This window comes from Citrobacter sp. RHB20-C16, from assembly GCF_013890155.1.
In the GTDB taxonomy this organism is placed as follows: domain Bacteria; phylum Pseudomonadota; class Gammaproteobacteria; order Enterobacterales; family Enterobacteriaceae; genus Citrobacter_A; species Citrobacter_A amalonaticus.
This window is the reverse complement of the sequence record NZ_CP057630.1, coordinates 805,874-828,733: the sequence shown is the minus strand read 5'-3', so window position 1 is coordinate 828,733 and position 22,860 is coordinate 805,874. Positions and strand designations below refer to the sequence as shown.

General features: G+C 54.8%; 23 protein-coding genes and 1 riboswitch. Of the genes, 11 read left to right on the top strand and 12 right to left on the bottom strand.

What is annotated here, in order from left to right; translation table 11 throughout:
* Positions 1-17: 17 nt before the first annotated feature.
* Positions 18-440: a DUF1249 family protein gene (locus HVX64_RS04130; protein WP_042998169.1), complete on the bottom strand. Its 423-nt coding sequence runs from the start codon at positions 438-440 to the stop codon at positions 18-20.
* Positions 437-1,069, bottom strand: coding sequence for an ADP-ribose diphosphatase (nudF, locus tag HVX64_RS04125; RefSeq protein ID WP_042998170.1), 633 nt, complete (start codon positions 1,067-1,069; stop codon positions 437-439). Before nudF ends, HVX64_RS04130 begins: the two co-directional genes overlap by 4 nt.
* Positions 1,070-1,273: 204 nt before the next feature.
* Here nudF and tolC point away from each other — a divergent pair, with 204 nt between their 5' ends.
* The 3 genes from tolC to HVX64_RS04110 all read left to right on the top strand — a co-directional run bounded on the left by tolC (position 1,274) and on the right by HVX64_RS04110 (position 4,739).
* Positions 1,274-2,758 carry an outer membrane channel protein TolC gene (gene tolC, locus HVX64_RS04120; protein WP_042998171.1) on the top strand — a complete coding sequence of 495 codons (1,485 nt, stop codon included), beginning with the start codon at positions 1,274-1,276 and terminating at the stop codon, positions 2,756-2,758.
* A gap of 149 nt (positions 2,759-2,907) precedes the next feature.
* Complete coding sequence (locus HVX64_RS04115) at positions 2,908-3,573, top strand: DUF1190 family protein (protein ID WP_044255752.1); 666 nt, start codon at positions 2,908-2,910, stop codon at positions 3,571-3,573.
* 5 nt (positions 3,574-3,578) lie between these two features.
* Positions 3,579-4,739 (top strand): glutathionylspermidine synthase family protein, encoded by a 1,161-nt coding sequence (locus tag HVX64_RS04110; RefSeq protein WP_042998173.1) that lies wholly within the window; start codon positions 3,579-3,581, stop codon positions 4,737-4,739.
* Between the two features lie 41 nt (positions 4,740-4,780).
* Here HVX64_RS04110 and ygiD read toward each other — a convergent pair whose 3' ends face one another.
* Positions 4,781-5,569 carry a 4,5-DOPA dioxygenase extradiol gene (ygiD, locus tag HVX64_RS04105; RefSeq protein WP_044255755.1) on the bottom strand — a complete coding sequence of 263 codons (789 nt, stop codon included), beginning with the start codon at positions 5,567-5,569 and terminating at the stop codon, positions 4,781-4,783.
* Positions 5,570-5,701: 132 nt separating this feature from the next.
* Here ygiD and zupT point away from each other — a divergent pair, with 132 nt between their 5' ends.
* Positions 5,702-6,475, top strand: a complete 774-nt coding sequence (gene zupT / locus HVX64_RS04100) for a zinc transporter ZupT (RefSeq protein ID WP_042998175.1) — start codon at positions 5,702-5,704, stop codon at positions 6,473-6,475.
* Positions 6,476-6,494: 19 nt separating this feature from the next.
* Here zupT and HVX64_RS04095 read toward each other — a convergent pair whose 3' ends face one another.
* Positions 6,495-6,671: a hypothetical protein gene (locus tag HVX64_RS04095; protein ID WP_042998176.1), complete on the bottom strand. Its 177-nt coding sequence runs from the start codon at positions 6,669-6,671 to the stop codon at positions 6,495-6,497.
* Between the two features lie 212 nt (positions 6,672-6,883).
* Positions 6,884-7,537 (bottom strand): 3,4-dihydroxy-2-butanone-4-phosphate synthase, encoded by a 654-nt coding sequence (gene ribB, locus HVX64_RS04090; protein ID WP_042998177.1) that lies wholly within the window; start codon positions 7,535-7,537, stop codon positions 6,884-6,886.
* 105 nt (positions 7,538-7,642) lie between these two features.
* A riboswitch (FMN riboswitch) is annotated at positions 7,643-7,792 on the bottom strand.
* Between the two features lie 132 nt (positions 7,793-7,924).
* Between ribB and ubiK the strand changes: the two genes are divergently transcribed.
* Complete coding sequence (gene ubiK / locus HVX64_RS04085; RefSeq protein ID WP_042324283.1) at positions 7,925-8,221, top strand: ubiquinone biosynthesis accessory factor UbiK; 297 nt, start codon at positions 7,925-7,927, stop codon at positions 8,219-8,221.
* 33 nt (positions 8,222-8,254) lie between these two features.
* Here the strand turns inward: ubiK and glgS are convergent, their stop codons facing one another.
* The 4 genes from glgS to HVX64_RS04065 form a co-directional block, all read right to left on the bottom strand.
* Positions 8,255-8,461 (bottom strand): cell surface composition regulator GlgS, encoded by a 207-nt coding sequence (glgS, locus tag HVX64_RS04080; protein ID WP_080343280.1) that lies wholly within the window; start codon positions 8,459-8,461, stop codon positions 8,255-8,257.
* A 164-nt stretch (positions 8,462-8,625) separates the two neighbouring features.
* Positions 8,626-10,059: a bifunctional D-glycero-beta-D-manno-heptose-7-phosphate kinase/D-glycero-beta-D-manno-heptose 1-phosphate adenylyltransferase HldE gene (hldE, locus tag HVX64_RS04075; protein WP_042998180.1), complete on the bottom strand. Its 1,434-nt coding sequence runs from the start codon at positions 10,057-10,059 to the stop codon at positions 8,626-8,628.
* Between the two features lie 47 nt (positions 10,060-10,106).
* Positions 10,107-12,935, bottom strand: coding sequence for a bifunctional [glutamate--ammonia ligase]-adenylyl-L-tyrosine phosphorylase/[glutamate--ammonia-ligase] adenylyltransferase (glnE, locus tag HVX64_RS04070; RefSeq protein WP_044255763.1), 2,829 nt, complete (start codon positions 12,933-12,935; stop codon positions 10,107-10,109).
* Between the two features lie 107 nt (positions 12,936-13,042).
* Positions 13,043-14,344, bottom strand: a complete 1,302-nt coding sequence (locus HVX64_RS04065) for an inorganic triphosphatase (RefSeq protein WP_044255766.1) — start codon at positions 14,342-14,344, stop codon at positions 13,043-13,045.
* Positions 14,345-14,585: 241 nt separating this feature from the next.
* Between HVX64_RS04065 and HVX64_RS04060 the strand changes: the two genes are divergently transcribed.
* Both HVX64_RS04060 and HVX64_RS04055 read left to right on the top strand, forming a co-directional pair.
* The gene (locus tag HVX64_RS04060) at positions 14,586-15,206 is read left to right on the top strand and encodes a TIGR04211 family SH3 domain-containing protein (RefSeq protein WP_042998183.1); all 621 of its coding nucleotides are present in this window, start codon (positions 14,586-14,588) and stop codon (positions 15,204-15,206) included.
* Between the two features lie 65 nt (positions 15,207-15,271).
* Complete coding sequence (locus HVX64_RS04055) at positions 15,272-16,513, top strand: multifunctional CCA addition/repair protein (protein ID WP_044255769.1); 1,242 nt, start codon at positions 15,272-15,274, stop codon at positions 16,511-16,513.
* 47 nt (positions 16,514-16,560) lie between these two features.
* Here HVX64_RS04055 and bacA read toward each other — a convergent pair whose 3' ends face one another.
* The gene (gene bacA / locus HVX64_RS04050; RefSeq protein WP_044255773.1) at positions 16,561-17,382 is read right to left on the bottom strand and encodes an undecaprenyl-diphosphate phosphatase; all 822 of its coding nucleotides are present in this window, start codon (positions 17,380-17,382) and stop codon (positions 16,561-16,563) included.
* A 150-nt stretch (positions 17,383-17,532) separates the two neighbouring features.
* On the bottom strand, positions 17,533-17,898 hold the full coding sequence (gene folB / locus HVX64_RS04045; RefSeq protein WP_042998186.1) for a bifunctional dihydroneopterin aldolase/7,8-dihydroneopterin epimerase: 366 nt from the start codon (positions 17,896-17,898) through the stop codon (positions 17,533-17,535).
* Positions 17,899-18,004: 106 nt separating this feature from the next.
* Between folB and plsY the strand changes: the two genes are divergently transcribed.
* Positions 18,005-18,622: a glycerol-3-phosphate 1-O-acyltransferase PlsY gene (plsY, locus tag HVX64_RS04040; protein WP_042998187.1), complete on the top strand. Its 618-nt coding sequence runs from the start codon at positions 18,005-18,007 to the stop codon at positions 18,620-18,622.
* A 32-nt stretch (positions 18,623-18,654) separates the two neighbouring features.
* On the opposite strand, the gene HVX64_RS04035 is transcribed toward plsY, so the two are convergent.
* Positions 18,655-19,587: a LysR family transcriptional regulator gene (locus HVX64_RS04035; RefSeq protein WP_042998188.1), complete on the bottom strand. Its 933-nt coding sequence runs from the start codon at positions 19,585-19,587 to the stop codon at positions 18,655-18,657.
* Between the two features lie 212 nt (positions 19,588-19,799).
* On the opposite strand from HVX64_RS04035, the gene ttdA reads away from it, so the two are divergent.
* From ttdA to HVX64_RS04020, 3 genes are read left to right on the top strand one after another with little or no spacing between them, the layout of a single operon-like run.
* Positions 19,800-20,711: a L(+)-tartrate dehydratase subunit alpha gene (ttdA, locus tag HVX64_RS04030; protein ID WP_086512708.1), complete on the top strand. Its 912-nt coding sequence runs from the start codon at positions 19,800-19,802 to the stop codon at positions 20,709-20,711.
* Entirely contained in the window at positions 20,708-21,313 is a 606-nt protein-coding gene (ttdB, locus tag HVX64_RS04025; protein WP_042324302.1) for a L(+)-tartrate dehydratase subunit beta, read from the top strand. The genes ttdA and ttdB overlap by 4 nt, the downstream gene beginning before the upstream one ends.
* 48 nt (positions 21,314-21,361) lie before the next feature.
* Positions 21,362-22,825 carry an anion permease gene (locus HVX64_RS04020; RefSeq protein WP_042998189.1) on the top strand — a complete coding sequence of 488 codons (1,464 nt, stop codon included), beginning with the start codon at positions 21,362-21,364 and terminating at the stop codon, positions 22,823-22,825.
* The last annotated feature ends 35 nt before the right edge of the window (positions 22,826-22,860 follow it).

The window sequence follows — 22,860 nt, the reverse complement described above, 5'->3', positions numbered from 1 at the left end:
CCTTAGGTTTCACGACGCTAGTAAACCGGAATCGCCATCGCTCCATGTGCTAAGCAGTATCGCAGCCAATCGGCCAGAAACTGATTAATTTGATGCTTTTCGTCGCGTTGATGCAACTTTTTATTTGGATAATCATACCGTGCTTTGAAGCGAAAGATCTGCTGACTTGAACACACTTCGGCGACCATTGCGTCATGGTAGAGCCGTACAGTCAGTGACGGCAGGCTCCAGTAGGTGATGGTCGGCGCCGTCTGCTCGATGGTCACCAGCGTGGTGTATCGGGTCGATTCAACGATCGTAATCCGATATTGTGCGTTGCCCACCTGGTAACTCACCGTTTCGCCAGGCGCATCATTACGCGGCAGCAGACGTCGCAGTTGCGAAAAGTTCGTTTCGCAAAGACGCATCATTTCAGGGAAGTCAGGTGTATAGCGCTTCATTTTTTCCACTCGTTTATTAGCTCTTTATAGTGCAGTTGCAGCCATTGCAGGGCGATGACCGAAGCCGCGTTATCAATTTTCCCCTCTTCTACCCAACGGTAAGCCTGCTCCCGGCTTACCACATGAACCCGAATGTCTTCGTTTTCATCAGCCAGACCGTGAATCCCGTTTGCGGTCGTGGCGTCCACTTCACCCACCATAATTGACGAGCGCTCACTGGTGCCGCCAGGGCTTGCCAGAAAACTGAGCACCGGTTTCGTCCGTTTTACCTCAATGCCGGCCTCTTCCATCGCTTCACGGCGGGCCACATCCTCAACGCTTTCACCCTCTTCGATCATCCCGGCCACCATTTCCAGTAGCCACGGCGTTTCACTGGTGTCATAGGCCGCGATGCGCACCTGCTCAACTAACACCACTTCATCCCGCTCAGGGTCAAAGGGTAGCAAGACTGCCGCATGGCCGCGCTCAAAAATTTCTCTACGCACTTCCTGGCTCATTTCACCGTTGAACAAACGGTGGCGAAAGCGATAAAGATCCAGCGAAAAAAAACCGCGATATAGCGTTTCTCGTGCAATAATTTCTACATCGTTTTTGGCGAAAGTTACTGGCGAGTTGCCTGATTTGCGCATTGTGCCGTCCTGTACCAATAGTGATTTAAATGTGAATTTCAAGGGCGTTTGACTGCCGTTTCATCGACCTTGTGGTAAATTGGTGCAAATTAACGCCTGATGGCACAGAACGCCAACTTTTTGCGGTGGCGGATTCTGCTAGAATCAGCAATTATTTTTAAAATTTGATCAGCGCTAAATACTGCTTCACAACAAGGAATGCAAATGAAGAAATTGCTCCCCATCCTTATCGGCCTGAGCCTGTCGGGGTTCAGCACACTGAGCCAGGCAGAGAACCTGATGCAAGTTTATCAGCAAGCACGCCTGAGCAACCCGGAATTGCGTAAATCCGCCGCCGATCGCGATGCTGCATTCGAAAAAATCAACGAAGCACGTAGTCCTTTACTGCCTCAACTGGGCTTAGGTGCCGATTACACCTACAGCAACGGCTACCGCGATGCTAACGGCGTGAACTCAAATGCCACCAGCGCGTCCTTGCAATTAACGCAGACCCTTTTCGATATGTCGAAATGGCGTGCGCTGACCCTGCAGGAAAAATCGGCGGGTATTCAGGACGTGACTTTCCAGACGGACCAGCAGACGCTGATCCTCAACACCGCGAGCGCCTATTTTAAAGTGCTGAACGCCATTGACGTTCTCTCTTACACCCAGGCGCAGAAAGAGGCGATTTATCGTCAGTTGGATCAAACCACCCAGCGTTTCAACGTGGGTCTGGTGGCCATCACTGACGTGCAAAACGCCCGTTCGCAATACGATACCGTGCTGGCCAACGAAGTGACCGCCCGTAACGATCTCGACAATGCGGTTGAAGAACTGCGTCAGGTTACCGGCAACTACTATCCGGAGCTGGCATCGCTGAACGTTGACAGCTTCAAAACCGACAAGCCGCAGGCGGTGAACGCCCTGCTGAAAGAAGCCGAAAACCGCAACCTGACGTTGTTGCAGGCGCGTCTGAGCCAGGATCTGGCACGTGAGCAGATTCGCCAGGCGCAGGATGGTCACCTGCCAACGCTGGACTTAACTGCCTCTACCGGCGTATCTGATACCTCCTACAGTGGTTCGAAAACCCGCGGCAGCGCGGTAGGCTCCCAGTATGACGACAGCAACATGGGCCAGAACAAAGTCGGCCTGAGCTTCTCGCTGCCGATTTATCAGGGCGGGATGGTGAACTCGCAGGTGAAACAGGCGCAATACAACTTTGTTGGCGCCAGTGAGCAACTGGAAAGTGCCCACCGTAGCGTAGTGCAGACCGTACGTTCTTCCTTCAACAATATCAATGCGTCAATCAGCAGCATTAACGCGTACAAACAAGCGGTGGTTTCCGCCCAGAGCTCATTAGACGCGATGGAAGCAGGCTACTCCGTGGGTACACGTACTATCGTTGATGTATTGGATGCGACCACCACGCTGTACAACGCCAAGCAGCAACTGGCGAATGCGCGTTATAACTACCTGATCAACCAGCTGAATATCAAGTCAGCGCTGGGTACGTTGAACGAGCAGGATCTGGTGGCGCTGAACAACACGTTGGGCAAACCGATCTCCACCTCGCCGGAACACGTCGCGCCGGAAACCCCGCAGATGGACGCGAACGCTGACGGCTATGCCGCCAACGCGACAGCGCCCGCCACGCAACCGGCGTCGGTACGTTCTTCCAGCAGCAACGGTAAAAATCCGTTCCGTAATTAAACGCGATGACGGGGCTGCGGCCCCGTCTGAACGTAAGGCAACGTAAAGATCCCGCCATTGTTCCGCATTCCCGCCTCTTCTCGCTTCATTTTCAACCACTCATCCTCTATCCTGAGCAGTAATAACCACTGGGTCCAGGAAAGACGAAAATGAAACGGACAAAATCCATCCATCACGCCTCGTTCCGCAAAAGCTGGAGCGCACGCCATCTGACGCCTGTGGCGTTAGCCGTTACCGCTGTGTTTATGCTGGCGGGCTGTGAGAAAAGCGATGAAACCGTATCGCTGTATCAGAATGCGGATGACTGCTCGGCAGCCAATCCGGGTAAAAGTGCAGAATGTACCACCACATACAACAATGCGCTGAAAGAAGCGGAACGTACCGCGCCGAAATATGCCACTCGCGAAGATTGTATCGCTGAGTTCGGTGAAGGCCAGTGTCAGCAAGCCCCTGCTCAGTCAGGCATGGCGCCAGAAGCGCAGGCACAGCAGTCCAGCGGCAGTTTCTGGATGCCGCTGATGGCGGGTTATATGATGGGCCGCATGATGGGCGGCGGCGCGGGCTTTGCGCAGCAACCGCTGTTCAGCTCGAAAAACCCGGCCAGCCCGGCTTACGGTAAATACACCGATGCGGGTGGTAAAAACTACGGCGCCGCACAGCCTGGTCGTACGATGACGGTTCCTAAAACCGCCATGGCGCCGAAACCGGCAACCACCTCTACCGTAACGCGCGGCGGCTTCGGTGAATCTGTAGCCAAACAGAGCGCCATGCAGCGTAGCGCAAGCGGCACCTCCACGCGTTCAATGGGTGGCTGATACGCATGGAAAGAGTCAGTATTACCGAACGCCCGGACTGGCGCGATAAAGCCACGGAATACGGTTTTAATTTTCACACCATGTACGGCGAACCGTACTGGTGTGAAGATGCCTATTACAAACTCACGCTGGCCCAGGTTGAAAAGCTGGAAGATGTGACCGCTGAGCTGCACCAGATGTGTCTCAAGGTGGTCGAGAAAGTGATCGCCAGCGACGAACTAATGACCAAATTCCGTATTCCTAAGCACACCTGGGGCTTTGTTCGTCAGTCCTGGCAGACAAACCAGCCGTCGCTCTACTCGCGTCTTGATCTGGCGTGGGATGGCTCTGGCGAACCGAAGCTGCTGGAGAACAACGCCGATACTCCGACCTCGCTGTACGAAGCGGCGTTTTTCCAGTGGATCTGGCTTGAAGATCAGATCAATGCGGGCAATCTGCCGGAAGGCAGCGACCAGTTTAACAGCCTGCAGGAAAAGCTCATCGAGCGCTTCGCCGAGCTGCGTGAGCAGTACGGCTTCCAGCTTCTGCATCTGACCTGCTGTCGTGATACGGTTGAAGATCGCGGCACCATTCAGTATCTGCAGGATTGTGCAGCGGAAGCGGAGATCGCCACTGAATTCCTCTATATCGAAGATATTGGGCTGGGTGAAAAAGGTCAGTTCACGGATTTACAGGATCAGGTGATAGCCAACCTGTTCAAACTCTATCCGTGGGAGTTTATGCTGCGCGAGATGTTTTCCACTAAGCTGGAAGACGCTGGCGTGCGCTGGCTGGAGCCGGCCTGGAAAAGCATTATCTCCAACAAGGCGCTGTTGCCGCTGCTGTGGGAAATGTTCCCGAACCATCCGAACCTGCTTCCCGCTTATTTCGCCGAAGACGATTATCCGCAGATGGAAAAATTCGTCGTGAAACCGATCTTCTCGCGTGAAGGCGCAAACGTCTCCATTATCGAGAACGGTAAAACGATCGAAGCAGTGGAAGGACCGTACGGTGAAGAAGGCATGATCGTACAGCAGTTCCATCAACTACCGAAATTTGGCGACAGTTATATGCTGATCGGTAGCTGGTTGATCAACGATCAGCCTGCCGGGATCGGTATTCGCGAAGACAGAGCGCTGATCACTCAGGATCTGTCCCGCTTCTACCCGCATATTTTTGTCGAGTAATTGAGAACGCCGGGTGGCGACTCCGCCTTACCCGGCATTAATCATCCCACCTGTACCGACAGCATACTCAGGCTGCCCATCTCGATACCATCAACCGGGAGCGTCATCGGTTCTTTACCATCCCATGCGCCCAGCACATACAGCAGCGGCAGATAGTGATCCGGTGTCGGGTTCGACAGTGAGCCGCCTTCATGATCGAGATAATTGACCAACGGATGCTGCTCAACCGGTCCCTGCCAGCTCAGGTTCGCTTTGACAAAATCATTGAACGATGTCGCCCACGGATACGGGTTATTATCGCCGTGCCAGCGCGCCGTGCGCAGGTTATGCACTACGTTGCCGCTGGCCACCAGCATGATGCCTTCATCACGCAGCGCCGCCAGTTTACGCCCGATTTCAAAATGCCAGGCCGCCGGTTTGGTGCTATCAATGCTCAACTGCACCATGGGGATATCGGCATTCGGGTACATCTTTATCAGCACACCCCAGGAACCGTGGTCAAAGCCCCAGGCTTCTTTGTCGAGCGCAACCGGCACCGGTGCAAGCAAATCAACCAGGTGCTGCGCCAGTTCAGGTGAGCCGGGCGCCGGGTAATGCGTGTCGTACAACGCCTGCGGGAAACCGCCGAAATCATGAATGGTCTTAGGCGCTTCCATCGCGGTGACGCCGGTACCTCGGGTGTACCAGTGGGCAGACACCACCACAATCGCTTTCGGACGCGGCAGTGTCTCCCCAAGCTGCTGCCAGGCGCGGGTATACAGGTTATCTTCCAGAACGTTCATCGGACTGCCGTGTCCCAAAAACAATGCTGGCATACGAATTGAAGACATGATGATATCCTTACTCAGGGAGTCATTTTGATGGTCTTACAATACCCTCTTTCGATGAATGAAGAACTCTGATAACCATGATGATGATCATCAGTTATTTTGAAGGTCAGCGAGATGTATAAGGAGTCATTGATGTCAGTACCTTTAATTCTGACCTTACTGGCGGGGGCCGCCACGTTCATTGGCGCGTTTCTTGGCGTACTGGGGCAAAAGCCCTCTAATCGCCTGCTGGCGTTTTCGCTCGGATTTGCCGCCGGGATCATGCTGCTGATCTCTTTGATGGAGATGCTGCCCGCCGCGCTGGGTACAAAGGGAATGCCGCCAGTTCTGGGCTACGGCATGTTTATCATCGGCCTGCTGGGTTATTTTGGTTTGGATCGTCTGCTTCCACATGCCCACCCGCAGGATCTGATGCAAAAAAGAACGCAGCCGATTCCTGGCTCGATTAAACGTACCGCCATCCTGCTGACGCTGGGGATCAGTCTGCACAACTTCCCGGAAGGAATTGCCACCTACGTCACCGCCAGCAGTAACCTGGAGTTAGGATTCGGCGTCGCGCTGGCGGTTGCCCTGCATAATATTCCGGAAGGTCTGGCAGTCGCCGGGCCGGTCTATGCGGCCACCGGTTCTAAACGAACCGCGATTTTCTGGGCGGGCATTTCCGGGATGGCAGAAATATTGGGCGGTGTGCTGGCGTGGCTAATTCTTGGTAGCCTAGTGTCACCTGTCGTTATGGCGGCGATTATGGCCGCAGTCGCCGGCATTATGGTTGCGCTGTCGGTGGATGAACTGATGCCGCTGGCAAAAGAGATCGATCCCAACAACAACCCCAGCTATGGAGTTCTGTGCGGAATGTCGGTGATGGGGCTGAGTCTGGTCATACTTCAGACGATGGGGATCGGGTAACAGAGAGGGCAGGAAGCGGTTATTCCTGCTCTTTAGTCATGACGCGTTCTTCATCATCACGACGAAGTAATTTATTGCGGATTTCCATTAGCGCATCACGATCCTGCCGAAACGCCTTACAGTAGCGTTTCATGTGGCAAACATATCCCACGACCACCAGAACAATTAATACAATCCAGTACCAGGCAATAAACATCCTTTTACCCTTAAAATTTAACATTAACAGATATTTAGCGTTAAAATTTAACATACCTATAAGTAGGTAGGATTATATACTGGCATAGTATGAAATCGAAAAGATGATTTCGATCATAGAGAAAAAGATTGGATGTTTATTAACCGACAGGATGTTTGAAAAAGCGAAATTTGCCGGATAAGGTGCTTGCACCACTATCCGGCAAGGCAGAGTTAGCTGGCTTTACGTTCGTGCGCCTGTCGGTAAGCCACCAGGTCTTCGATCGTCACAACAGCCATATTGTGTTTGCCTGCAAAGTCGATGCACTCCGGCGCACGCGCCATGCTGCCATCATCATTGGTCAGTTCACACAGGACACCCGCCGGTTTGAAGCCCGCCAGCGTCACCAGATCGATGGTCGCTTCGGTGTGGCCACCGCGGGTCAATACGCCGCCCGGCTGAGCGCGCAATGGGAAAACGTGTCCCGGACGGTTCAGATCGGAAGGTTTTGCGCCATCGGCGATCGCCGCACGAACGGTGGTCACGCGATCGGCTGCGGAAACGCCGGTTGTAACACCTACCGCCGCTTCAATAGTCACGGTAAAACCGGTGCCATAAGCGCTGGTGTTATTTTCCACCATCATCGGCAGATCGAGTTGTTTACGACGATCTTCGGTGATGCACAGGCAGACAATACCGCTACCGTGACGGATGGTCAGTGCCATCTGCTCAACGGTCATGGTTTCTGCCGGGAAAATCATATCGCCTTCGTTTTCACGATCTTCGTCATCCAGCACCATCACACCGCGGCCTTCGCGCAGCGCAGACAGAGCGTGTTCGACACGTTCAAAAGGCGTACCAAAAGAGGAAAGTAGCGTCTGATTCATGGTAAAAAAACCTCACTAAAATTATGGTTACCAGAATCAGGGCAGTCTTAGGAGTACCGACAAGCGGCAAAAAAATAACGTGAGCGGGTCCATGCCCGACTGGATCGTTACTCTCTCCCATCCGGACTCTAACCGTCGGCCCCGGAATTACACCGGATCTGCTGACCTTTAGGTTTGCACCCAAAGCGCTCGCGGGCTTTCAACCTGAGTTGATTTACCGCCGGTGGGGAATTTCGCCCCGCCCTGAGAATAAGCGGATTAACTATAACGCTATTGATTACCTTCATCAACGCCTTTACCTGCATTAACATCACACAATTCTGGTTTATGCCTTACGCAGATCGCACTACAATGAGCGTTAACACTTACCAGTTCAGGGAAACCACTATGATTGACCCGAAAAAAATTGAGCAGATCGCTCGCCAGGTTCACGAGTCGATGCCGAAAGGGATCCGGGAGTTCGGGGAAGATGTCGAGAAGAAAATCCGTCAAACGCTGCAATCTCAGCTGACGCGTCTCGATCTGGTGAGCCGCGAAGAGTTTGATGTTCAGACCCAGGTACTGCTACGCACCCGTGAAAAGCTGGCGCTGCTGGAGCAACGTTTGAGCGAGCTGGAAGCGCGTCAGGCCACTGAAGAAGTCAAACCTGCGCCCGCCATCCCACCAGTAGAACCGCAAGCGTAAAAACAGCAACGGGCCGCAAGGCCCGTTGACATATCAATGTTCCACTTCTAACTTTCTGGCGTTCATTGCCTGCTGGCAGTAGTGCGCGTAGCGTTTGCAAAACCAGCTGCGGTGCTCTTCATCCATATTGCCGGTAACCGCCTGGATATCAACAGGGCGACCTTCAGCCTGCATTCTGGCAAAACTCCGCGCCAGGAAATCGAAATTGTTCATCGAATAAACACTGTTGTTCATTAGCATATCCTCCAGTCGGTGAATCTCTGTTAAGGTCATATGCTTTTTTCTGATACCAGTATTTACCGGGAGGCGTAGCAGGTTTGTACATATTGTGCGCAAATCAGTTGCCTGATGTCACACTTTGGGAACACGGGTGATGCCCGATTTCCAGACATCACCGCCAGTGGTTATTTATCGCTGTCTTTCTGAATTTTTTTGATGATATTGGTGGTGGAGCAACCGTCTTCAAAGTTGAGCACCAGCACTTCGCCGCCGTTGGCCCACACCTCTTCACTACCGGCAATCTCTTCTGGCTTATAGTCACCACCTTTCACCAACAGATCCGGTAATACGCCTGCAATCAGGCGCTGCGGCGTATCTTCTTCAAAGGAGACCACCCAGTCAACGGCTTCCAGCGCGGCCAGCACGATCATCCGCTGTTCGAGCGGATTCACCGGGCGCGTTTCCCCTTTCAGCCGTTTCGTCGATGCATCGCTGTTGACCGCGACAATTAAGCGATCGCCCAGCTTACGTGCGTTTGCGAGATAGGAGACGTGACCGGCGTGCAGAATGTCAAACACCCCGTTGGTCATGACGACTTTCTCACCACGCTTACGGGCACTGGCAACGGCCTGCTTCAGCTCGTCTTCTGTCATCACGCCAAAGCCGGTTTCCGCACGGCCGCGTACCGCGTTTTCCAGTTCAATAGGAGACACAGTGGAGGTCCCCAGCTTACCGACCACCACACCCGCCGCCGCATTGGCGAAGAAGCAGGCTTCTTCCAGCGAATTACCGGCAGCCAGCGTCGCCGCCAGCACACCAATAACCGTGTCGCCCGCACCGGTCACGTCATACACTTCCTGCGCCTGCGTCGGCATATGCAGCGGGGCTTTGCCCGGTTGCAGCAGTGTCATCCCTTGCTCGGAGCGGGTGACCAGTAGCGCGGAAAGCTCGAAATCGGCAATCAGCTTCATGCCACGTTCAACAATTTCTTCTTCGCTTTTGCATTTTCCTGCCACCGCTTCGAACTCAGAGAGGTTTGGCGTCAGTAGCGTCGCACCGCGATAGCGGGCAAAATCAGTCCCTTTCGGATCGATCAGCACCGGCACTCCGGCTTTACGCGCCAGCGCGATCATCTGCTGAACGCTGGCTAACGCGCCTTTCGCATAGTCAGACAGCACCAGCGCCCCAATCGAGCTCAGCGCCTGGTTGATACGCTCATGCAGCGGTTGCGGATCCACACCTTCAAAACCTTCTTCGAAGTCGAGACGAATCAGTTGCTGGTTGCGCGAAAGCACGCGCAGTTTGGTGATAGTAGGATGGGTCGGGACAGAAACAAAGTCGCATTTCACGTTCACGTCCGCCAGCGTTTTGCTGAGCGCGCGCGCGGCATCGTCAATACCGGTCAGTCCGACCAGGCGCGAATTTGCGCCCAGAGAGGCAATGTTCATCGCCACGTTCGCCGCACCGCCCGGACGTTCTTCGATGGTATCGACTTTCACCACCGGTACCGGCGCTTCAGGTGAAATACGGCTGGTGGGCCCGTACCAGTAGCGATCCAGCATCACATCACCGACAACCAAGACTCCTGCACGTTCAAACTCTGGCAGCGTTACTTTCATTCCTGTCTCCTGAGAGATTCAAAATTTGCGCGCGATAATAGCACACTTCATTCTTCAACCAGCCACTTCTGCCAGCTTGCCCGCACCAGCGTACGTTCCGCCTCAAAACACGTTTGCGTCACATGGCCTGGCAGCTCCTGTAAGGCAAGGTGATGTAACTCATCGCGCAGCGTGGTGTAGGCGTGGGTCAACGCCATCGCCTCCTGCTCGTCCATAATGTCGTTTTGCGCTAACAGTTCCAGAATGCGCACATTATCCGACCAGCGGGTCAGTTTGGGTTTGTCATGGGCATAACGTAGCACCAGATATTGCGTGATAAATTCGATATCCGTAATACCGCCTTCATCAGCTTTAATATCAAAGCGATCGCGATGTTTATTGCCCAGATGCGCGCGCATTTTTTCACGCATTTCGCGCACCTCGTTCTGCAACGTTTTGCCATCGCGAGGCTGCGTCATAATATCGCGACGCACCGAATCAAACTGCGAGGTCAGTTGCGGGTCGCCGTAAACCACTCGTGCGCGCACCAGCGCCTGATGCTCCCACGTCCAGGCCTCATTTTTCTGATAATCCGCAAAGGACTCTGTGGAAGTCACCAGCATCCCCGCCGCCCCTGACGGACGCAACCGGGCATCCACTTCATACAGGATACCCGAGGAGGTGCGGGTGCTGAACAGATGCATAATGCGCTGCGCCAGCCGCAGATAGAACTGCCGCCCGTCAATTTCCCGTTCACCGTCGGTCATCACGTCAACGGGGCAGTCATGCAGGAAGATCAAATCGAGATCGGAGCTGTAGCCCAATTCCCAACCGCCCAGCTTGCCGTAGCCCACCACCGCAAAACCGCGCCCTTCCCGCTCGGCAAGATGCGTCGGCTGGCCGTAGCGCGCCACCATTTGCAGCCACGCTTGTTGCACAACGGCGTCAATCATCGCCTCCGCCAGCCAGGTCAGGTGGTCGCTGACTTTCATCACCGGCAGCGTACCGGCAATATCCGCGGCGGCAATACGCAGCAGTTGCGTTTGCTTAAACTGCCGCAGAGCTTCCAGCTGTTGTTCTTCATCATCTTCCGGGACGCGCAGTAAATACTGACGTAACTCATCACGATACGCGTCGGTCGCCGTCGGCTGATAGAGCGTATTCGGATCGAGCAGTTCATCGAGCAGCAGCGGATAGCGCGCCAACTGACTGGCGACCATCGGCGACGCTGCGCAGAGCGAAATCAGATGTTTCAGTGCGCCGGGGAATTCACTCAGCAGCTCCAGATAGGTGGTGCGGGTGACAATCCCCACAAGCAGCGGCGTAATGCGCGACAGCGGGAGAGAAGCGTCCTGGCGCGTGCAGACATCACTCAGCAGGTGCGGCATCAGGTGGTCGAGCACCTGGCGACCGCGCGGGCCTATCGTGCGTTTATCCAGTTCTTTACGGAAATCGGCAATCAACGCCAGCACGCGCAGGCGATCGTCATCCGTAAGATGCGACAGCACCGGCGGCGTGTCATCTTCCTGCAAAGCATCCTGCCACAGTTCGCGCCACTGTTCCGAGAGCGCATCTTCCTGCGTGTCAGTTTCGTCATCGCCTATCAGCTCGTTAAACACGCGCCGAACGTTCGCCATGTGCCCTTCCAGCGTTTCCATCAGCTGCGACCAGTTATCCGCATTCATTCCCCAGGCCAGCCGCGCCCGGTTAAGTTCATCGCCCGGCAGCGTCTGCGTCTGTTCATCGTTAATGCTTTGCAGCAGGTTTTCCAGTCGACGCAGGAAGAGGTAGGCCAGTCGCAACTGTTCGGCATCGTTTTCCGGCAGCAAATGCAGTGCGGCGATCGCGCTTAACGTCGGCAGCAGTGAACGCGATTGCAGCGACGGCTCACGCCCGCCGCGAATCAACTGAAATACCTGCACAATAAATTCGATTTCGCGAATGCCGCCCGCGCCGAGCTTGATGTTATCTTTCAGCCCCCGGCGACGAACTTCACGCGCAATCATCCCCTTCATATTGCGCAACGACTGGATCACACTGAAGTCGATATAACGGCGGAAGACGAATGGGCGCAGCATGGCGCGCAGTTCATCGACATAACGACCGTCGGTATCGCCCATGATCCGCGCCTTGACCATCGCGTAGCGCTCCCAGTCGCGCCCTTGCTCCTGGTAATAATCTTCCAGCGCCGCAAAACTCAGCACCAACGGGCCGCTGTCGCCAAACGGACGCAGCCGCATGTCCACCCGATAGACAAAACCATCCTGGGTAGGCTGATCCAGAACCTTGATCAGCCGCTGCCCCATGCGTGTAAAAAACTGCGCGTTATCGAGTTCGCGGCGTCCCCCCTGGGTAGAGCCGTGCTCAGGCCAGGCAAAGATCAGATCGATGTCCGAAGAAAAATTCAGCTCACCGCCGCCCAGTTTGCCCATGCCTAAAATCAGCAGCGGCTGTGGGATACCGTCCTGACTGCACGGCGTTCCCCATTCCCGACAGCAGGCGTCGTACAGCCAGTCGCGCGCGCTGACGATCAGCGTTTCGGCCAGATGGCTTAACTGTTGCAGAATGTCGGTATCGTCCACCAGCGACAGCGCCTGCGCCCAGGCAATGCGCACCATCACGCGGCGGCGAAACAGACGCAGCTCATGCATCAGCGCCGCTTCATCATTCACCGTTGCCAGCGCCGCCTGTAACCATTCGCCGTACTGTTGCCATTCATCGGCCTGCGGCGGCGCGCTTTCCAGTTCCGTCAGCCAGCGAGGATGCGCAATGATGCTGTCCCGTACAAAATCACTGAATGTAAGTACTGACTTCGCTTGTACGCCAGATACGGATTCAGGTAACTGCTCTGCAATGGTTTGCCAGTACTGCTGTAACGGTGACGAAAGCGGCTTCATTAAAAGGTTCCTTGTAACGTTGCCGGATGTGGGCATTACGCCTTATCCGGTCTACAAAACATGTCGATCCGTAGGCCTGATAAGCGCAGCGCCATCAGGCACTCCGGTTATCGTTTCCCGCTGTGCAACCAGAACGGTTGCTGGTTGTTCGCCTCATTGCGGAAATGTTCAATTTCAATGTGTTGGCCGTTGGCAATAGCGTGATACAGCCCTTGCCAGTTCTCCAGCCAGGTCTGAACCACCGGCGTATCGTAATACCCCGCCAGCAGCAAAACGGTGTCGATATCGCGGCGTAAACGCGGCAACTGATCGCGATACTGGTCACCCAGCGGTTGTCCAAAAACGCTTTTCAGCTCAGCGGCGGTACGCGAAAGATGGATATCGGCGAAGCGCTTGAAAGAATCCGCCATTTTGGCCTGCGCCTTTGCATCCAGAAACGGCTGCCAGGCTTTGGTCACCAGCCACTCAGTCAGCGCCAGTTTCGCCATCGCCGTTTGGGTGGTATACACCGCCGTCACGGCAGAAACCGCAGAAGCGATGGTCGCTTCCGACTGGGTGAGCAGATCACGTAAGTGAGCGCTCGCTTTACGCGGAACGATGCCGCCAAACAGCATCAGGGTGTGACGCACCAGGCCCATCGCGGCCAGCACATGCGCCTTCGCGGCCTTATTGTCGCGAACCCAGAGTTCTTCGTGGTACTGCCATTGTGCCAGCGCCAGCTCCAGAGCGGCTTCCAGCCCGTGTTCCACGCTGGCTTTCGCGGGTGCTTTCAGCACCGCAGTCGGTTTGATCTCGCGTGGAGGATTCCCCTGCGCCAGATGATATCCACGCGCCGCTTTACTCAGGCTGCCCTGGCGCAGACCCGCCTGGTTCACCAGCTGATTCGCCAGCTTCAGAACCGCCCGGGTGTCGCCGCTCAGCAGTTCAAGCTCCAGCTCGCAAATCGGCTCCGCCAGTTCACCTGCTTTCACTTCGCCTAAATCGAGGGCGATTTCAATCTGGCTGCCATCCACGGTCAACAGCCATTTTTCACGTTCAAAATCGGTGCTGAACAGCGGCTGCACGCGGGAGAGGAGATCGGCAGGCAGCTCACCGTTGGGCCACACCTCCGGCGGAAATTGCGTTAAATCCAGCGTGGGCTCATTCAGGGGAACATTGTATTCCGGTCGCTGGTGTAAACCGCCGGTCACTCGTCCGGCAATTTTTAGGGTCATCTCATAGCGACCTTTCTCCCCACGAATACGCAGCCCCATATCGTGACCACGCAACCACTTATCCTCGGTCTCGTAGTAAATATTCAACAACGGGCTGGGTGCATGATGCTCGCCTCCGAGCGTATTCAGATGGTCACGCAGCGCGTTCACGGCGTCGTGATTAACGATAAATTTTAATTCAATTTCCTGAGCCATGGCCTTGTACTTACCGGTTATGTCACATAAGAGAGAATCACGACGAACTTACGGTGATCTTTTTTGTCAGTAGATAGTATTTTGCGCCAAATTGCCATGCAACGAGCAATTTGACGGGCGTAAAAGTTTTGAAGTAGCGGTAAACCGGACACAGATGATTCCGATTGATGTTGAATGCTTTGCGTAGAGACACTGATACCACTACTATCGTTCCACTTTCTATGACAATAACGACAGCCTGATGCCAAAATTACGCCTGATTGGATTTATGTTACTCGCACTTAGCGCTACTGCCGTGTCTCACGCCGAAGAAAAGCGCTATGTCTCTGATGAACTGAACACCTGGGTCCGCAGTGGTCCGGGGGATAATTATCGCCTCGTTGGCACGGTCAACGCGGGCGAAGAAGTCACACTGTTACAAACTGACGCCAACACAAACTACGCGCAGGTTAAAGACAGCACCGGGCGGACGGCCTGGATCCCGATGAAAGAGCTGAACAGCACGCCCAGCCTGCGCACCCGCGTGCCGGATCTGGAAAATCAGGTCAAAACGCTGACCGATAAGCTCAACAATATTGACACCACCTGGAATCAACGCACGGCTGACATGCAGCAGAAAGTGTCGCAGAGCGACAGCGTGATCAATGGGCTGAAAGAAGAGAATCAGAAGCTGAAGAACGAGCTGATTGTGGCGCAGAAGAAGGTCAGCGCCGCGAATTTGCAGCTTGATGATAAGCAACGCACCATCATCATGCAGTGGTTTATGTATGGCGGCGGCGTGCTGGGGCTTGGCCTGCTGCTCGGTTTGATCCTGCCGCACATGATCCCAAGCCGAAAACGCAAAGACCGCTGGATGAACTAAATCGCCTTCTCCGCCACACTGTCATATGATTAAGGGATTGTATTTCCCTGGAGAGGTGGTGTGGCGTGAAGATTTATCTGGTCGGTGGTGCGGTTCGGGATACGCTGTTAGGGCTACCGGTTAAAGATAAAGATTGGGTGGTGGTTGGTGCCACGCCGCAACAAATGCTCGACGCGGGCTACCAGCAGGTAGGTCGCGATTTTCCTGTTTTTCTCCATCCGCAAACCCACGAAGAGTATGCCCTGGCGCGTACCGAGCGTAAGTCTGGCTCGGGCTATACCGGATTCACCTGTTATGCCGCGCCGGACGTCACGCTGGAAGACGATCTCCAGCGCCGTGACCTGACCATTAATGCCCTGGCGCAAGATGGTGACGGTGAGATCGTCGATCCCTATCACGGTCGGCGCGATCTGGAGCAACGCCTGCTGCGCCATGTTTCACCAGCCTTTAATGAAGATCCGCTTCGCGTCCTGCGGGTGGCGCGTTTTGCCGCCCGCTATGCGCATCTGAGCTTCCGCATTGCTGACGAAACCATGGCCCTGATGCGCGAAATGACGCACGCCGGTGAACTGGAACACCTGACGGCAGAGCGCGTGTGGAAAGAGACCGAGAACGCGTTAACCACGCGTAACCCGCAGGTCTATTTCCAGGTCTTACGCGACTGTGGCGCGCTACGCGTGTTGTTCCCGGAGGTTGATGCGCTGTTTGGCGTCCCTGCTCCGGCGAAGTGGCATCCGGAAATCGATACCGGGATTCATACCCTGATGACGTTGTCGATGGCGGCGCTGCTCAGTCCGGAAGTTGACGTGCGTTTTGCCACGCTGTGTCATGACCTCGGCAAAGGCCTGACTCCGCCGGAGCTCTGGCCGCGTCACCACGGGCACGGCCCGGCGGGCGTCAGACTGGTCGAACAGTTATGCCAGCGCCTGCGCGTCCCGAATGAAATCCGTGATTTAGCCAAACTGGTGGCGGAGTTCCACGATCTCATCCATACCTTCCCGATACTGCAACCTAAAACTATCGTGAAACTGTTTGATTCAATCGACGCCTGGCGCAAACCGCAACGCGTGGAGCAAATTGCGCTCACCAGCGAAGCTGACGTACGCGGACGGACGGGGTTTGAAGCGGCGGATTATCCGCAGGGGCGTTTGCTGCGGGAAGCGTGGGAAGTGGCGCAATCGGTGCCCACCAAAGACGTTGTCGAGGCCGGATTTAAAGGTATTGAGATTCGCGAGGAGTTGACCCGACGCCGAATTGCGGCGCTGGCCCGCTGGAAAGAGACTCGCTTCCCGAAGGCGACCAATTAAGGTGTGAATGCCGGATGGCGCTGCGCTCATCCGGCATGAGAGGTCGGTCAGAAAAACACCACGTAGACCGCCGCGGCGACGATAAAGCGATAGATCGCGAACGGTATGAAGGAGATCCGCTTAATCAATTGCAGGAAGGTTTTGATGGCAACCAATGCAACTACGAAGGCGGTGACAAAACCGACGGCAAACATGGGGATATCAGCCGCCGTCAGAAACGACCAGCTTTTGTAGAGATCCAATGCGGTGGCCCCCATCATCATCGGTACGGCCAGCAGGAACGAAAATTCAGACGCGGCATAACGGCTCACACCCATCAGCATCCCGCCGGAAATGGTCGCCCCGGAACGGGAGAAACCCGGCCACAACGCCAGGCACTGGAAGCAGCCAATCATGAATGCCTGACGGTAAGTCATGTCGTCCAGCCCCGGTGCGCGCGGTTCTTTCGGTTTCAGACACTCTGCAGCGATCAACAGTAAACCGCCCACCACCAGCGCATACATCACATTAACCGGGTTAAACAGCGATTTGATCGTATCGTGGAAGACCAGTCCCAACACCACCGCCGGGATCATCCCCAACAGAATATGGAGAAGCGTTAAACGGCCTTTACTTTCCCCTTCACGCTGCAACGGACGACCAAAGTGAATACCGATCAGGCCAAACAGACGCCGCCAGAACATCACCACTACCGCGAGAATGGACCCCAACTGGATCACCACTTCAAACGTCTTTGCCGTATCACCCTCAAATCCCAACAGGTGGCCCACAATGATCATGTGTCCGGTGCTGGAAACGGGTAAAAACTCCGTCAATCCTTCGACCACACCCAAAATTGCCGCAATCAGCAGCGAGTGCATATCGCTCATCAATAAACCCCTAAGTAGAAAAATTTACAGCGCAAAATGATCCAGCTTCATACCCTCAATAATTTGCGTGCAGCCAACGCACATGCAACCTGAAGTATGACGGGTATAGGACTCTTTTATATCCGTTTGGTTTAACAAATATGAAGATAATTATTTTTCTTTCAGATTATTGCTACGCTCAATGATTACGCCCACATTGGCCGCGCGCGCCACCGCGCCGGGCTTACTGAGTTTGATGCGCACCCACGGCGAATTAAAGCGCGTCAGCAGCAGTTCGGCCACCTCTTCGGCAACGCGCTCCACCAGCGCGAAACGCCCGCCTTCTACATGATTAACAATCGTCTCGGCGATATCCGCATAGCTCAGGCAATCGGCGACATCGTCACTTTTTGCTGATTTTCGGTTATCCCATGCCATTTCGATATCGAACACCAGCTTCTGTTCAATCGTCTGTTCCCAGTCGTAAACACCAATAGTGGTGATTACCGAAAGTTGCTCTATAAATACAATATCCATCACGACCTGCCTGCTTTTTGGCTAACCCGGATACCACTTCCGGCGAAATATGCGTATTATCCACAGAAGTAGCGTTTTACACGACATTTTCAAAACGGAACAGCTTATGAGTGCAATCGCGCCTGGAATGATCCTCTTCGCGTACCTCTGCGGCTCCATTTCCAGTGCCATTCTGGTCTGCCGCATTGCTGGCTTGCCCGATCCGCGTAGCAGCGGCTCCGGCAACCCTGGCGCGACCAATGTGTTACGAATCGGTGGCAAGGGAGCAGCCGCAGCGGTCCTGATTTTCGACGTCCTGAAAGGGATGTTGCCCGTCTGGGGCGCGTATGCGCTGGGCGTTAGCCCGTTCTGGTTGGGTCTTATCGCCATCGCCGCCTGTCTGGGGCATATCTGGCCAGTCTTCTTTGGCTTCAAAGGAGGAAAAGGCGTGGCAACAGCCTTTGGCGCTATCGCGCCTATCGGTTGGGATCTCACCGGCGTAATGGCGGGCACCTGGTTGCTCACCGTTCTGTTAAGCGGCTATTCATCGCTGGGAGCGATCGTCAGCGCGCTGATTGCCCCGTTCTATGTCTGGTGGTTCAAACCGCAGTTCACCTTCCCGGTCTCCATGCTGTCGTGCCTGATTTTGCTGCGCCATCATGACAACATCCAGCGCCTGTGGCGCCGCCAGGAAACGAAAATCTGGACCAAACTGCGCAAGAGACGCGAGAAAGATCCCGAGTGAAGTTGGCCGGAAATGGCGTTGTCCAGCCCGGCCTACAGCACCTGATAGCCCTCGTCCGGCTTGCCTAAGCGCTGCTGGCACCATGCTGCCAGAAACTCCACACAGACTCTGAGCTTCACGCTGCGGTACAGTGGTTCCTGATATACCGCCCAGATGTTGGCGCTCTGCGCATATTCCGGCAACACTCGCACCAGTTTGCCGCTTACCAGAAACGGCTGCACATCCCACTCTGAACGCAACATGATGCCTTTGCCTTCCAGCGCCCATTGCAGAACGACTTCACCGCTGTTGGAAGAGAGATGCCCGCTCACTTTGACCGATTTTTTCGTCGTGCCATTTCCCAGTTCCCATATTCCGTGCGTCATGTCACGCTCTTTTGTCACCAGGCAATCATGGTGACTTAATTCCTGCAAGGTTTTGGGTTCAGGATATTTTTGTAAATATTCTGGGGAGGCACACAATATTCTTTTATTCTTTGTTAACAAATGCGCAATATAATAATCCGGGATCTCATCGTTAATACGAATATCGAGATCGATATTATCCTGAACCAAATCAATTTGCCGATCGAAGAGTTCAAAATGGACCTGTAACTCAGGATAATTGCGCATCAATTCGGTAATCGCAGGTGCAATATGACTGCGGCCAAATCCGAAGCTACAGCCAATACGAATCATCCCTTCCGGGCGCGTTTTGATTTGCGTCACATCATCAATCAGGCGCTGATATTGCGTCAGGATCACCAGTGCCTGTTCATAACAACGCTGACCGCTTTCCGTCAGCGCCACCCCGCGCGCCGAGCGGTTAAGCAGCGTAGTGCCGAGCGTAGTTTCCAGAATCTGGATCCGCTTCGTCACAAAGGCAGGCGTTTGTCCGAGGGCGCATGCTGCGGCGCTAAAACTGCCCGTATGGACGATTTCCACCAGCACCTGAAGGTCTTTGGCTAAGGGCCAGTTTTTGAGCATTTTTCGGGGTGTCCATGATAATTGATACCTGAAGTGTAATTCTCAATCTAAGGTTAATCTCTGCCTTTGCTCAATTTTCATCATCTTTCTTCAACATCATTCACGAACTGTTAATTGCATATACACAGTGGCAAATAATATAAAACCACACATTCAATGGTAGTTTGTGAGGGAGAATTTATTTCCAGACAAATAAAAGAACTGGAGTTGACATGATGAGCAATCAAAATAATCAAAATGCGGTTAATACGCTGACGGAAATAGTCGCCAATTTTACCGCCATGATTTCCACGCGCATGCCCGACGATGTGGTGGACAAATTAAAACAGCTACGGGATGCCGAAACCTCAAAGATGGGGCAAATCATCTACCACACGATGTTCGACAACATGCAGAAGGCTATCGATCTTAACCGTCCGGCTTGCCAGGACACCGGTGAGATCATGTTCTTCGTGAAGGTTGGCTCCCGTTTCCCGCTATTGGGTGAGTTGCAAAGCATTCTCAAGCAAGCGGTGGAAGACGCCACGGTGAAAGCGCCGCTGCGCCACAACGCGGTAGAAATTTTTGACGAAGTGAATACCGGTAAAAACACCGGTAGCGGCGTACCGTGGGTGACATGGGACATTGTCCCTGATGGCGAAGACGCGGAAATTGAAGTTTACATGGCCGGCGGCGGCTGCACGTTGCCGGGGCGCTCCAAAGTGCTGATGCCTTCCGAAGGCTACGAAGGCGTGGTGAAGTTCGTCTTTGAAAACATCTCGACGCTGGCCGTCAACGCCTGCCCGCCGGTGCTGGTCGGTGTGGGGATCGCCACCTCCGTTGAAACCGCCGCCGTGCTGTCCCGTAAAGCGGTACTGCGTCCGATCGGCACCCGCCATCCGAACCCCAAAGCGGCAGAGCTTGAATTGCGTCTGGAAGAAGGGTTGAACCGGCTGGGCATTGGCCCGCAGGGGCTCACCGGCAACAGTTCGGTGATGGGCGTGCATATTGAATCCGCCGCGCGTCACCCGTCGACCATTGGCGTCGCTGTCTCTACCGGCTGCTGGGCGCACCGTCGCGGTACGCTGCTGGTCCATTCTGACCTCTCCTTCGAAAACCTGTCTCACACCCGGAGCGCGTTATGAAAAAGATCCTCACAACCCCGATCAAAGCCGAAGACCTGGAAGACATCCGCGTTGGCGATGTGATCTATCTGACCGGTACGCTGGTGACCTGCCGCGACGTCTGCCACCGCCGCCTGATCGAACTAAAGCGCCCGATCCCCTACGACCTCAACGGTAAAGCGATTTTCCATGCCGGACCGATCGTGCGTAAGAACGGTGAAAAATGGGAGATGGTCTCCGTCGGCCCCACCACCAGCATGCGCATGGAAGCCTTTGAAAAAGAGTTCATTGAGCAGACGGGTGTCAAACTGGTGGTGGGTAAAGGCGGCATGGGGCCGCTAACGGAAGAAGGTTGCCAGAAGTTCAAGGCGCTACACGTGATCTTCCCGGCAGGCTGCGCGGTGCTGGCAGCCACTCAAGTGGAAGAGATCGAAGAAGTGCACTGGATGGAGCTCGGTATGCCGGAATCGCTGTGGGTTTGCCGGGTGAAAGAGTTCGGTCCGCTGATTGTCTCTATCGACACCCACGGCAACAACCTGATCGCCGAAAACAAAAAACAGTTCGCCGAACGTCGCGGTCCCATCGTCGACGAAATCTGCGAACACGTGCATTACATCAAATAACCCTTCCGGAGAGGCCTCGGCCTCTCCCTCTTTCGCAGGGATACGACAATGGCACCTTTATCTGGTTGGTGGCGATATCTGGCTCCGCTGGTGGTCATCGCCATTATTGCTGTTTTGCCCGTCCCCACCGGTCTTGAGAGCCACACCTGGCTCTACTTTGCGGTCTTTACCGGGGTTATCGTGGGACTCATTCTGGAACCGGTACCCGGCGCAGTCGTGGCGATGATTGGGATATCAATTATCGCGGTTCTCTCGCCGTGGCTTTTGTTCAGCCCCGAACAACTCGCCCAGGACGGATTCAAATTTACGTCCAAAGCGCTCTCGTGGGCAGTTTCTGGTTTTTCTAACTCGGTGATCTGGTTGATTTTCGCCGCCTTCATGTTTGGCACCGGCTATGAAAAAACCGGCCTCGGTCGGCGTATCGCGCTGATGCTGGTGAAAAAAATGGGGCACCGCACGCTGTTTCTCGGCTACGCGGTGATGTTCTCCGAGCTGATTCTTGCTCCCGTTACACCGTCTAACTCCGCACGCGGCGCAGGGATCATCTACCCGATTATCCGCAACCTGCCGCCGCTCTATAACTCAAAACCCAACGATCCCAGCGCCCGTTCCATTGGTTCTTATATTATGTGGATGGGGATCACCGCCGACTGCGTGACCAGCGCCATTTTCCTGACGGCGATGGCACCGAACCTGCTGCTAATTGGTCTGATGAAGACCGCGTCCCATACGGCGCTGAGCTGGGGCGACTGGTTCTTAGGCATGCTGCCGCTGAGCATTCTGCTGGTTCTGTTGGTGCCGTGGCTCGCCTATGTGCTATATCCGCCCGTGCTGAAGTCGGGCGATCAGGTGCCACGCTGGGCGGAATCGGAACTCAAAGAGATGGGGCCGCTCTGCTCACGTGAGAAAAAGATGCTGGTGCTGATGGTAGGCGCCCTGGTGCTGTGGATCTTCGGTGGGGACTACATCGATGCCGCGATGGTCGGTTACAGCGTCGTTGCCCTGATGCTGGTGCTGCGCATCATCTCCTGGGATGACATCGTCAGTAATAAATCGGCGTGGAACGTCTTCTTCTGGCTGGCCTCGCTTATCACCCTCGCAACCGGACTGAACAACACCGGCTTTATCACCTGGTTTGGCAAACTGCTGGCGAGCGGATTGAGCGGCTACTCACCGGTGATGGTGATGATCGCGCTGATCGTGGTGTTCTGGCTGTTGCGTTACTTCTTTGCCAGCGCCACGGCGTATACGTCCGCGCTGGCACCGATGATGATCGCCGCCGCGCTGGCGATGCCGGAAATTCCCTTACCGGTCTTCTGCCTGATGGTCGGTGCGGCTATTGGTCTGGGCAGCATTCTCACTCCGTATGCGACCGGACCAAGCCCTATCTACTATGGCAGCGGTTATCTGCCGACCGTGGATTACTGGCGGCTGGGGGCAATTTTCGGCCTGATTTTCCTGGTGCTGCTGCTGGCGACCGGGCTTATCTGGATGCCTCTCGTTTTGCTTTAACCCCGTTGGGGCGGCAGGGCTGTCGCCCCTTTTTT